This window comes from Photobacterium sp. BZF1, from assembly GCF_014349205.1.
Classification (GTDB): Bacteria; Pseudomonadota; Gammaproteobacteria; order Enterobacterales; family Vibrionaceae; genus Photobacterium.
The window spans coordinates 1-12,680 of sequence record NZ_JACSOF010000055.1 but is presented as its reverse complement, the minus strand read 5'-3'; the positions used below and the strand labels follow the sequence as shown (position 1 = coordinate 12,680).

Annotated in this window: 7 protein-coding genes; 5 read left to right on the top strand and 2 right to left on the bottom strand. The window is 51.8% G+C overall.

All coding sequences use genetic code 11. The annotated features are described in order from the left end of the window. Positions 1-139: 139 nt before the first annotated feature. Together BIZ37_RS13890 and BIZ37_RS13885 are read right to left on the bottom strand one after the other, a co-directional pair. Positions 140-2,908: a sulfide/dihydroorotate dehydrogenase-like FAD/NAD-binding protein gene (locus tag BIZ37_RS13890; protein WP_222939679.1), complete on the bottom strand. Its 2,769-nt coding sequence runs from the start codon at positions 2,906-2,908 to the stop codon at positions 140-142. Positions 2,909-2,910: 2 nt separating this feature from the next. Continuing rightward, positions 2,911-7,938: a 2-oxoacid:acceptor oxidoreductase family protein gene (locus tag BIZ37_RS13885; RefSeq protein ID WP_187462016.1), complete on the bottom strand. Its 5,028-nt coding sequence runs from the start codon at positions 7,936-7,938 to the stop codon at positions 2,911-2,913. Positions 7,939-8,302: 364 nt separating this feature from the next. On the opposite strand from BIZ37_RS13885, the gene yddG reads away from it, so the two are divergent. The 5 genes from yddG to BIZ37_RS13860 all read left to right on the top strand — a co-directional run. Then, a complete protein-coding gene (gene yddG / locus BIZ37_RS13880; protein WP_187462015.1) occupies positions 8,303-9,190 on the top strand; it encodes an aromatic amino acid DMT transporter YddG in 888 nt (295 codons plus the stop codon). A 268-nt stretch (positions 9,191-9,458) separates the two neighbouring features. Beyond that, complete coding sequence (locus tag BIZ37_RS13875) at positions 9,459-10,157, top strand: IclR family transcriptional regulator (protein WP_187462030.1); 699 nt, start codon at positions 9,459-9,461, stop codon at positions 10,155-10,157. A 19-nt stretch (positions 10,158-10,176) separates the two neighbouring features. Continuing rightward, positions 10,177-11,169, top strand: coding sequence for an arginase family protein (locus tag BIZ37_RS13870; RefSeq protein ID WP_187462014.1), 993 nt, complete (start codon positions 10,177-10,179; stop codon positions 11,167-11,169). Positions 11,170-11,329: 160 nt separating this feature from the next. Next, positions 11,330-12,022 carry a DUF1007 family protein gene (locus tag BIZ37_RS13865; RefSeq protein WP_187462013.1) on the top strand — a complete coding sequence of 231 codons (693 nt, stop codon included), beginning with the start codon at positions 11,330-11,332 and terminating at the stop codon, positions 12,020-12,022. After that, positions 12,022-12,680: nickel/cobalt transporter (locus BIZ37_RS13860; protein WP_370577360.1), on the top strand; the 659-nt coding region annotated here is incomplete at its 3' end. The genes BIZ37_RS13865 and BIZ37_RS13860, both read left to right, overlap by 1 nt.

Sequence of the window (12,680 nt, the reverse complement as noted above, 5' to 3'; positions counted from 1 at the left end):
TTAGGCCTTCCTTATGTTTCACCTTTGAATGACTTACCTGGGATGCTTTTGCGGAATGGGCTTGTGGGACGGAATTTGGGGGAGGCAAGAAAAGGCCCCACTCTGCAGTGGGGCCTTGGGTGTTACCTAGCTATTGGCACTACTCCTCAATTAGTTTGTGCGCTATCTGGCTCTGGCGCTCTTGCGGTTTAAACTGGTTAAACCTTGGCAAGAACTTGTCCCAATCGATGACATGGCTGTTGATTTCAGGACCATCGATACAGGCGTGCTTACGCACTAGTTTGCCGTCTTCCATTACAGGTACCATGCATGCACCACACATGCCGGTGGCATCGACCATGATGGAGTTGAGGCTGGCGACACATGGAACTTGATAGCCCAGAGTCTGATCGCTGACTGCACGCATCATCATAGGCGGGCCTATAGTGATGACTTCGGCAATTGTCTGATCAGAGTCAGGGCTATTGGCTTCCCTATGCTGCACCAAGCGATCTTCGAGCGGATTTGTCACAAATCCTTCGATGCCGAACGTACCATCGTTACTGGTGTAAACCACTTCCAGTAAACCAGGGAACGCTGCCCGTAGATTCTCGACCTTGTCGCCTTGTTCCGTCCAGAAACTGTGGGTCTTGCTTCTGAAGCCGGAGATCAGGGTGACCTTATTGCCGATTTCCAGGTGGGCACGCATGATAGGATGCACAGCAGGCAGGCCTACGCCGCCAGCGGTGAAGATAACACTCTGGTTGTCAGGGTGTTTCACCACATGGCTGGCTTGCCCCAATGGGCCGGCAATAGCCTCGAAGCAGTCGCCTTCTTGCATTTGGTTGATCAGCTTGGAGCTGGTTCCTAGCCCTTGGATCACCAGCTCGATAGTGCCGGCTTCGGCGTCCCAATCGGCCAAAGTGAGAGGGATCAATTCACCTTTTTCATCCGCCAGTACCCTGACAAATTGTCCAGCCTTGGCTGAGCGGGCAATAAGCGGTGAAGTAATGGTAAATTCGACAATCTCTTCGGTTAATTGACGACGCTTGATGATTTTAGCTGGCGTTTGGCCTAGTCCTGTATAGTGACAAGCTTGTGCGACGAGCCCTTCGACTTCCTTGGCATTGAAATCAAGCTGACCCATGATTTCCCTTGCCGCAGCCTGGCCGTCACCTGCAGCCTTGATAGCAGTTGAGCCACCACGGGTAGCATCACCGCCACTGTATACGCCGCTGAGCGAAGTCTCTTGCGAGCCCTTGTTGAGCAGCAATGTACCCCACTTGGAGGTATCCAAGTCTGGGTTGGCGTCTTTGACGATAGGGTTGGAGCTGTTGCCCAAGGCCATAATGGCAAAGTCGACCTTCATCAGCTCAAACTCTCCGGTTGACTGTGGACGCCGACGGCCGGATGCATCAGGCTCACCCAACGCCATTACATCAAGCTTGGCACTGGCTAGAACATGGTTTTTGTCGCCATTGAACTCGCAAGGCGAGCGGAGCTCTTTAAGCTGGATTCCCTCTTCGAGCGCATGGTGAAGTTCTTCGACACGGGCTGGCATTTCCTGTTGGGTACGGCGGTAGACGATAGTGACGTTGGCCCCCAAACGGCAAGCGGTACGGGCGGCGTCCATCGCGGTGTTACCACCACCGATGATCATCACTTCTTTGCCTTCCATATCCGGCATGGGTGTTTCGTAGTCAGGCTCGTTGGCGTGCATCAGATTGACACGGGTCAGGAATTCATTGGCCGACATAATGTTCAGCAAATGCTCACCCGGTACATTCATAAAGCGCGGCAAACCTGCCCCGGTGCCGACAAAAATGCGCGTGAAGCCAGCGCGTTTCAGATCGGCGAGGGTCGCTGTTTTACCAACAATATAGTTGGTGACAAAGCGGCCGCCGAGCGCTTTGATTTTCTCGACCACATCATCCACCAACTGGTTTGGCAGGCGGAACTCAGGGATACCGTATCTCAGTACCCCGCCTAGGACATGGAATGCCTCGAACACTGTGACTGGGTAGCCTTCTTTGGCAAGCAAGTAGGCATTGATCAGCCCCGAAGGGCCAGAACCTACAATTGCAACCGGTGGCTTGGTGGCAGCAACCCAAGGGTTGATGTCAGCCGCTTTTGGAGGCTCACCGTTGGATAATTCGCGATCGCGCTGGGGCAGGAACCACTCCAACTGACCGATTTCGATTGGCCTGTCGTTGTGGGTACACACCCCCTGGCATTGCAGCTCTTGAGGACAAACCCGGCCGGTGACATTCGGTAGTGGGTTGGCATCTCGGATCAGCTCGAATGCGTCCCTGAAACGGCCTTCACCCATCAGGTTGAGTACCTGGGGTATATGGATCTTGACCGGGCAACCGCCGTCGTTTTCTTCGGCGGGGTTACCGTCGCGGTCGCACTTGGGCACGCCGATTTCACACGGGTGATCTTCACACTGCTTGTCTCGGATCACCTCCAGCCAGACGAACATCTCGACTTCACGCAAGCTGTAGCCCAGCCCCATGTAGCCCAAATAGCCCTGGCTAACCAAGTCAAAGTCCTTGCGGCGCTCTTCGGCAGGGCGCACATAAGGCGGTATGTTGTTACTTCCTGGCCATCCAGCGGATAGCCCTTTGAACATCGGGTAGCGCTCTGATAAATGGGTATCCAGTGCCTGCACAAAGGCACGCTTTTGCTTGAGCGGGATACGCCATAAGTAGCGCTGCAGGGCGACACTGAGTTCATTATCAGCAAGCAGTAGTTGCCAGAGCTTTTCGATAAACTCAGCAGAGAGCTTGCCCTGCTTGAGTGTTTCGCGAATGAGCTGCATGCTCTCTTCGATCACCATCTGCTGGAAGCGCTGTGGGTTTTGCTCCATGCGCTTTAGCATCAACTCCCGTTGAGCTTGCGAGATTGGACGGGAAATTACATCACTCATGACTACACCTCCACCGATGCAGGTGCGTTGAAGTGGATGATTTCTGCATCACACTCATCGGCAATACGCGAGGCACGCTTGACCAATTCATCGCTGAGTTCGACGGTTTCCAAGGCGTTAGGGATCACTTGGCTGATGACCTTGGCTTCGCCGTTTTCAACAATGGTGGTTTTCTCGAACAATTCGCCCAGTTGCTGGTAACAGGTCTTGCAGTCTGTACACTGGCCTTTTTCATCCTCGTTTATTACCACCAGCGGCAGGTCGCCGTTGGTATTACTCGATGCCTGTGGTGCTGCTGAACTACTATCGATTTGGGTCACCGGGATGCTATTGGCCACATTGGGCGAAGCAGCCATAGCCAGCTCTGCCAGACCATTGGCGATGGTTTCGATAGTTTGCTCGTTGCTGTCGATGGCGTTGTGGTAACGCTGCTTCCATTCATCGATTTGGCGCTGGTACTGCTGGTCGATGTTGGTGATGTGCTGGCCGCTGAGGTACTGCAGCATATGCCAGTTGCGTAACCGCTCTTCGGTCAGGGCGACAATCGAACTGGAAACGCTCAACTTGATGAGGTGCTGCTGCTTATCGGTTGCCCAGATAAACGGCACCTTACCATTACGCTCATCCGCACTCATTGTGACGTACTCAGCTATCTCAACAGCATTCTGAGCTTCGGTTACTGGATTGAAGTGCTTCTTGAAGCGTCCTTCATAAAGTGAGAAGTCGGCTGGCGTGAACGGTACCTGTTTTAACTGGGTCATACCGTCGCTGTCGATGTAGCTAATGGTATGGGTTGCCCAGTCTTGCTGTAGCTCAGGGTTGCCCTCGATAGAGAAGCGCTCGGATAATGTTTCACCCTTGCGTGGGTCGTGGACAAACACTGGGCTCATGCGGCTTTCGACAGCTAGGCGGGAGTGACGGGTGCTGGCGTCATCGGCGATACCGTGCTCACCCATACATGGGGTGTAGACATCAAACAGTGCAGGGGCGTCTTGATAGTTGAGGTACTCCATCAAATTCGCCATGAAGTGACCCTGCAGGGCAGTAGAGGTTTGTACCACCATGACTTTCGGGTGGAAGGTCGCGATGATACCCAACTCTTTACGCGATTCCTGTTTACCGCTGTGGGCACTGCCGAAACGGCTGAGGTCGGAATCCTGCGCGGTAAAGCTGGCGGTTGATGCCTGCCCACCGGTGTTGGAATAGCTACCGGTATTGAGCACGAAGACCTTGATTGGCGTACTGGTGGACAATAGGCGTGATAGGGCACCAAAGCCGATATCATAAGTCGCGCCATCACCGCCGATACTGAATACGGTCGGTAATAGGCCGAGTTCCTGATCGGATAGGTGGCTCCATAATAGGTAACGAAGCTGGCGGTCATGGACTTCGGCATCGTACATATCTTCAAGCTCTAGCTTGGCGGTACGCAATGCCTTGAATTGCTCAAGCTGGTTAGCCGCTTCACCTTCAAATAAGCCCTTCGCGACGGCTGGGGTATCTTGGAACAGGCTGTTTACCCACGGGTCGTTGTATGGGTTAGCCGGGAAGGTCGAGGCATAAACACTACTACAACCTGTGGCGTTGGCAATCAGCGCATCGGATGGCCCGTTTCCGGTTGGCCCGTATTCGAAGTGGTACAGACGTTTTTCCAATACTTGAATAGTACGGGCAATACGCTCGGCACGAGCTTGCTCTGCATCGATAGCCGCTAAAGATTGCTGTTTGTCTTCCAGTTTATCAATCATCTCCTCAAGGCTGGCGATGTGTGACTGGTAGCGTTGTTGCTGCAAGGCACGGTTGATAGAGGTAACCAGACGCAGCGCGGTGACCTCGCCACAACCACGACACGCACCGTGACCAGAGCTCATGGCATAGTAGTTACTGCGGTCAAGCAACAGGCGCTTGGACTCGCTGGCATCGGTGACGCCTTGTTGCAGGAAGCGGGCTGGGGTATTCGGCATCTCTGCCAAGGTATGGAACAGCTCGTGCATCTGCTGGTTCATTTCGGTGGTCTGGCGGACTTTCTGCAGCGCATTCGGGCCACACACATCCACACATTCCATACACCCACTACACTTGCTCGGGTCGATAGCAACCGAGAATAAACCGCCGCTGCCAGGAACCGCCTTTTCCATCGCATCGAAGAAAGGCTTGGTACGACTGACTGGCAATGATTCCAGTGCTACGCAAATCCCGGCAATTTGCTGGCTCACCCCTGGTTCGTCGAATGACATGGTATCGACCACTTTGGCAACTACCTGGTGCAGCGGCAGTGACTCGTTCTTCGGTGCAGTGCGGTAGTACTGGCGAACTGCATCCAAAATCGGTGGCATTTTTGCCTTCAGGCCATCACGTTGTGCGGGTGGGATGTTGAGTTTGTCGATAGCCACATAAAGGATATCGTGGAGCTCATGAACCGCATTTGGGATCGCTCCGTCAGGACAGGCGATGGTACATTCCATACAGCCGGTACACTTATCTGCGTCGAACTTGGGGGCATTTAGCCTGAAAAGGCCTTTATCTTTGGTGATCGCGCTCGCTGGCGGCATGAACATGCCCGAACCTGGAATAACCGGTGCTTCGCCTATCGAGCCATCGGCGTAATGTTTACCCGCGATATTGCTGAAGTAGGATGGGTCGAACAGGCCACAGCTGGCTTGTTTCTGTTGCTGTTTTGGTGAATTGGCATCGGCTTTGGTTGTTGCCACTGCTGCAGTGTCGGCATCTTCGAAATCTGCGTAGCAAACTTGCTTGGTTGCGTGGATCCCCTCACGGATCACCGCCATGTTACTGGCAACCACTTTCTCGCCCTTGGCGCCAAATTTCTTGGCGATCTGCTGGGTGATTCGCTCAAGCATCAAAGCCTCGTCAGCCCCTTGGGTGACTTGAGTCGCATGGCCGCAAAGCGCGCCGATAAAGGCGATACCCATCATCCTGATTTCAAGATCTGCCGATGGTGCTTGTTCACGGGCGACCTTGAAGGCATCGACAATGTAGAAGTTGATGTTGTTGTCACGGATGTACTGGCGGGCACTGGCTGGGATTTCCTGCCATACCTGCTCAGGCTCGTGATGGGTTTGCAGGATGAATGTACCGTTAGGGGTCAACCCGGCCAGTGGGTTGGTGTGCATGAACACCTTGTGGTCTGGCGATAGTACGATTTCAACTTGCTGCAATTCGGCGTTGGTGATCTTGATTGGCTCTGGCGACAGAGTAATAAAGAAGTTGGTCGGTGCACCACTTTTCTCCGAGCCGTACTTCGGCATTGATTTCGAGTGCAGTCCCAACGCGCCAGATAGGATATCAGTCAGCAGTTTACCGGTGGCAATGGTGCCGTAACCACCGACGGAGTGGAAACGAACCCGCAGTGCAGAATCCGGCAGCAGGTTAGGGTTCTCACCGGTTTCCAGTGCCATCAATTCGGTATCCGGGTAGGCAGTACGCAGGCGGTCTTGGATTTCCTTCAGCTCACCGGTGGCCTTGGCATCAAAGAACTGGCTGCCGAGGTAGAAGAACGGCTTGGTATTTTCTTCGCGCATATTATCGAACGCAGCAATCAGGTGTTTTGGCTGCAGGTCATGGCCACCCAGGCCGAAAATACCGGTGCTGATGGTTGGAATATGCTGCAAGGCAGGGATCCCTTTGTGCCTTGGGTTTTGCACGTTTTCTTGTGCCTTGAACAAGGCGCGGGAGATACGGGCAGTCAAGCGGGTTTCATCACAACGCTCAAGTACGGTCACAGCCATTTTACCGGCTAGCTTTTCGACGATTTGCGCTTCAGGGAATGGATGAAGCTGCTTGATAGAAATAACACCGACTTTCTGGCCTTGCTTGCGCAAGTGGGTGGCGACGGCTTCTGCATCATCGGTGACTGAGCCGAGGCCAACAATGACATAGTTCGCATCGTCACACATGAAGTCCATCACTGGCTCGTAGTAGCGACCGGTTAACTCACCGTATTCCTTCATAGCTTGCTCGATAAACATCGGCACGTCATTCTGGAAGTGGCTGCGGTGGTCGACAATACCGGCTTGGTAATCAGGCTGATTCTGCACCCCGCCCGTTAGGCCCGGGTTATGGGTATCCATCAGTGCAGGGACACGTTGGCGGGTATCTTTCTCATAAGCGTTGAGCCAGGCACGCTGCCATTTTTTATGCAGGCCTTCAGGCAAGAATGGCTTGGTAGCTTCAACGAACTGGCCTTCGCTGTCTTTCTCAACCGCTTCGCTATTGTTGGCAATATAACCTTTCAGATCGTTTAGCTTTTCTGGCCAGAATTGGTCCTGGAATTTATCCATGAACTGGTTAAGCTGCCAAACACGTCCTTTGGCACCGTAAAGCATACGTTGGGCTTCGGTTGGTGCAGGAATACGGTCAGTCGGGTCGCCGAGGTATTGCTTGAGTAGTTCAGGCTCTGGCAGTTTTACTTCACTCTGGATGTGACTGGTGGCAAAGCCGTCCATGGTATTGGCAACCGGGATCAGGGACTGGGCACTAACACGGTATGAGATCGCTGCAAGGTCTGCTGCTTCCTGTGCGTTGCTGGCAAATAGGGTAGTGTAGCCAGCAGAAAGCAGGGCATACACATCATCATGCCCAGCCATTACATTCAGTGAATGGCGTGAGACAGAACGGGCCGCTACGTGAAGGACGAAACCTGCGGCTTTCTTACCGACGGTAACGTAATGGGATTCCAAGCCATATAAGATCCCCTGGCTTGAGGAGGCATTTGAGATATATTTCCCGCCGGTCAGAGCCGCGCCGAGTGCACCACTTTGTGCTGAGTGTTCGCCTTCGGGTTCGAAGAAGAAGGGGTGCTGTCCCCAAACATTGCAACCGCCTTGCGCCCTGAATGCTTCGTATAATTCTGAGATTTCAGTCGAAGGGGTAATGGGGTAGCCAATGACACCGCCACAAACATAATCCATGACATGTGCGACGGCACCATTTCCATGTATCACGGTTGATTGGCCTGGGTAAGTTGGTGTGCCCTGGGACGTATTGCTCCTTTGTGTCAATGTAGACATACGACATAGCTCCTTGGTATGTGATTTTTATTCGGTCGACTTCCTATGGGTCGATTCTTTTTACTTCCTCACCAAAATACTTCTCGGCATGCGTGCCGTTTTGCACCTTATCTACCAGAGCATTTTGGTGATTCATCACATAAACCGCGTGACAGCTCTTGATATGACCAACTGATGCTTATAACCCCGATGCTACACTAGTTGCATTTGCAGCATTGCTCAGATGGTCACAAATTAAGCATAAAAACCACAGTTTTTATAAGTGTTTAAACTAACTGAGAATCGATACCAAAATAGGTTAACTGTCAGCGATAAAAGCTTGATAACCTAGCCGCTTTCAATATTTAGTTGTGGCGGTTTTTCTTTGGTTTCTCAGCACAAATATACCCTAGCCGGATGCGTCGCTATCCTGCTGTGGAGCACTATTGTTGCCTTTATCCGAAATGTTGCAGAGCAGCTGGGCCCGGTAGGCGGCGCGGCAATGATTTATACCCTGAGCTCGGTGTTGCTGGTGGTGGTTGTCGGTGCCCCGAAGCTCAGCCGGTTTTCCCCTCGTTACTTGCTTATTGGGGGAGGGTTGTTCGTCAGCTACGAAATGTGTTTGGCGCTGGCGTTGGGCATGGCCAACGATAGGGTACAGACCGTTGAAATGAGCGTGATTAATTACCTTTGGCCTGCGCTAACTGTTTTGCTGGCAGTGATAGTAAGCAGACAAAAAGTGAGCAAACTTTTGTACCCGGCTATGGCAATGGCTTTTTTGGGTGTGGCATGGACGGTCAGTGGTGAACAAGGCTTATCGTTAACGCGTTTGGCAGCCAATGTAGCCACCAACCCTGTCAGCTATACCTTGGCATTTAGTGGCGCATTCATTTGGGCAATCTATTGCAATATCACCAAGCGCTTAGCCAATGGCCAGAATGCGATTGCCTGGTTTTTTATCGCCACGGCGATTGCACTGTGGGTGAAGTACTTCCTCACCGAGCAACCGCCGATGGTATGGAGCAGCGAGGCAATTGTGAACTTAGTACTGGCGGCGATTGCAATGGCGGGTGGTTACGGGTTGTGGAACATTGCCATTATTGGCGGCAACATGGTGCTGCTGGCGACGTTATCCTATTTCACCCCTATTCTATCGGCATTCTTCTCTGCCCTTATCTTCGGCATCAGTTTAGGAACGACGTTTTGGCAAGGGGTGGTGATGGTAACGCTCGCATCCCTGAGTTGTTGGTATCTGACCCGGAAGAAGACTTAAAAGATAATAGTATTTTGCTTGAGAAAGCGCCGGCCATGAGGTCGGCGCTTTTTTATGGCCATCATAAAATTATCAAATTGTGGGAATGTAGGGTTTCTATATCATAGTAATTACCACACTGTAAGAATGTTGGTTGAACCGTAGTAGCTGATACGCGTAAATAGAGGCGTCGGCGCGATGGGAGCTACCGGACGTGTCGCCTAACCAGATTAAACCGACAGGAAATGCTTTGAAATCAGATAAATATAAATTGAATGCCAATGAAAAGATGCTTCAGGTGCTGATGCATATTGCGTCAGCGAATGAACCTGTCACGGCACAGGCATTAAGTGAACAGACAGGTATGCCGCAAAGTAGCGTTTATCGCTATTTGGTAATCCTCAAGAACTGGAACCTGATTGAGGAAAGCCCGAGACAAAGCTGTTACAGCATAGGTCCGGCGGCACTACAGCTGCTGCGTAATTTCCAGCAGTTTTCCCCGCTATCAAGCGGGGTGCATCAGGTTCTAAAAAGGGTCCAGCAGCAAACCGGCGAAATGGCCGCCTATTTGGTACCGGTCGGTTTTCGGGCACTGTGTACGGCTCGGGTGGATAGCCCCCATGCTTTACGTTGTGCCTATGAGGAAGGACAGAGCCAGCCATTGATCCGCGGTGCATCCGCCAAGGTGATTCTGGCCCATCTTCCAGAGCAAAGGATCATGTCCACACTGCACCATTTCGGGATCAGTGAGCCGGAAGACATCAGTCACTGGTTACAGGATTTGGCGCAAATAAAAAAAGACGGTTACGCCATCAGTACTTCTGAGTATGACGTTGGTGTCTCGGGGGTCAGTGCCCCGGTATTTACCGGCAATAAGATTGTCGGGGCGGTGAGTGTGATGGCGCCGCAAGAGCGGGTTCAGAAAAGTAAGAACGCGATTATTTTCTCAGTCCTCCAGGCGGCGAGGGTATTGCCGCCGGACTTGTAATATTCCATAAGGAGCAATCATGCTGGATGTTAAACGTTGGTTTCCATTTTCCTTCCTCGGTCACCCCGTCAATACGCATCCCAGAGCCATGATTGAGCCTTATGCCGAGCAGCGAAAGGCTGGGGCAGTGATCCTTGGGCTAGCCAGTGACTTGAGCCTGAGTGATTACGATATCTACACTGGGGCTAAAGAAGGGCCGGATGCAATCAGGCAGATGCTGGTGAGAACTTCATATTCAGGCGCTTTGCCTATTTATGATGCGGGAGTTATCGAAGCACAAAGCTATTTTGGTGTAAAAGAAGACGAGTTCGATACCATGCGCGCTGCCCAATATGCCAAGCTGTGCAGTATGCTCAAACTTGGTCACTTACCGGTGATGCTAGGCGGTGGTCACGAAGTGGCTATTGGCAGTTATCAGGCCCTTTCAGATACGGTGAACCAAGCGGGCAATGATAGCTCGGGCGAAGAGAGCCATATCCTCCCTTTTCTGGAAGGAAACCGGATAGGCATCATCAATATTGACGCCAATTTCCAGCTACGGCGCTCGCTGTCGGTAAAGGCAGGCTCAGCATTCCATAGTGTTGCTGCATTCTGCCATGCCAATAACCGTACCTTCAGATACCTTGGGCTTGGCATGTGCGATCATATCAACTCGCAGGCCACGATGGCTTATGCCAGCGAGTTGGGCGCGCAATGGCTGCTCGATAGCGAAATGAAGATGAAGAACCGCAAGCGGATCCAGTCGGTGGTAGCCAAATACCTTGAGCAGGTCGACCATATCCACCTGAGTATCGATTTATCAGTGTTCTCTTCGGCAATCGCCGGTGGGGTGAGCCTATCGCGGGTATTCGGTGTGAATTTGGCGGTGGTTGAGATGGTTATCAGCCAGGCAATGGCCAGCAATAAAGTTAGAGTAGTCGATATTGCTGGCCTGAACCCTGAGTATGATTACCAGAATCAGACAGCTCGATTGGCGGTTTCGCTGATTCACCATGTGCTCAAGTCGAGGTGATCACCATACATTGGGCGCAAAATATTGTCACAAAGCATTAAAACGAGGCTTCCAGTGTTGGAAGCCTTTTGTTTATGGGGTAAAAGAAGTGGTAGCAAAGTTGATAGATGTTATATTATAACATTTGTTAGTTAGAATAACCCATAACACAGGGCTTTTGATGTTTTACCGCAAAAGGGCAAACAACCGATTTAGCACCGCTATGAAGCGGGCTTTTCTCGGTCTCTCCTTACTGACTTTTCCGCTGTTTGCCACAGCGCATCCCCATTCATGGATCGAGATGAAAACCTATGTCGATGGCAATGACGGTATGATCACCGGCTTTCGCATGGTTTGGTCTTTTGATCCTATGACTTCTGCATACATGCTTGATGGCGAAGATACCTCGCCTGAGATGGAACAGCAGACCTTTACCAAAGTGACAGCTATGGTCCTTGATAACATGCTGTCCGAGCACTATTTCACCTATTTTTATGACGGTGAAGAACCCATCAAATACCAACTAGCCCGTTACGGCAAACTGACCCGTGACCGGGCGCGGTTAGTACTTACTTTCGAGTTGCCTTTGTCCAAGCCGAAGCCTGTTACCAAAGACTCGCTCAAGCTATTAATTTTCGAGCCAAGCTATTACGTCGATATGTCCTGGCTTTCCAAACGTGATGTCATTTTGGCCGGCGATCTGGCGGACTATTGCGAGCTTGAAATGATTGAACCCAACCCAACGCCAGAGCAGATGAGCTATGCCATGTCGTTGCCAGCAGACGCCGACCCTGACAATGCCCTAGGCCAACTTTTCACCCAATCTGTTCGTTTTCACTGCCAGCCGAGTGAAACTGCAAAGGATGCAAACTAATGACACAGCATAAACACAACAAGCCATCATCTAGCGTGAAGGCTGCTCCTAATAATTTACTGAGTCAGAAGTGGCTGATGTTATCGGTTGTGATGATAGCCTTCTTGTTCGGAGCCTATCAGCTTTGGCTAGCATGGCCGAGTATGGTATTGAAGAGCATTGAGTGGCAGAGGGCGGTCAATAACCAATTGGCGGATCTATTGTATGACGCCAAGGAGAACCCATTGGTATCAGGGGGCTACTTGGCTGGTTTCAGTTTCTTGTATGGCACACTACATGCCCTAGGCCCTGGCCATGGCAAAGTGATAGTAACGACTTACTTGGCCACCCAACCGACCAAAGTGAAAACCAGTTTGATGTTGACGTTGATCTCGGCGGTATGTCAGGCCCTTGTCGCTATTGCCTTGGTAAGTGTACTGCTTTGGGGATTCAATGCGTCTATGCGTGAAGTGAGTTCACAGGCTGTGAAGTTCATGACCATGAGCAGCGTGCTGGTGAGTGTGCTGGGTGTAATGATTTGCTGGCGAGCATTGAAGCGATTCCGTAAAAGTGTTGCTAAGAAGCAGGTGTCGGGCTGCAGTCACCACCATGACCACCATGACCACCATGACCACCATGACCACCATGACCACCATGACCACCATGACCACCATGACCA

Bases quoted from the DNA above. Each gene is read 5' to 3' on its own strand.
- BIZ37_RS13890 (WP_222939679.1), bottom strand. From the start codon at position 2,908: ATGAGTGATGTAATTTCCCGTCCAATCTCGCAAGCTCAACGGGAGTTG.
- BIZ37_RS13885 (WP_187462016.1), bottom strand. From the start codon at position 7,938: ATGTCTACATTGACACAAAGGAGCAATACGTCCCAGGGCACACCAACT.
- BIZ37_RS13875 (WP_187462030.1), top strand. From the start codon at position 9,459: ATGCTTCAGGTGCTGATGCATATTGCGTCAGCGAATGAACCTGTCACG.
- BIZ37_RS13870 (WP_187462014.1), top strand. From the start codon at position 10,177: ATGCTGGATGTTAAACGTTGGTTTCCATTTTCCTTCCTCGGTCACCCC.
- BIZ37_RS13865 (WP_187462013.1), top strand. From the start codon at position 11,330: ATGTTTTACCGCAAAAGGGCAAACAACCGATTTAGCACCGCTATGAAG.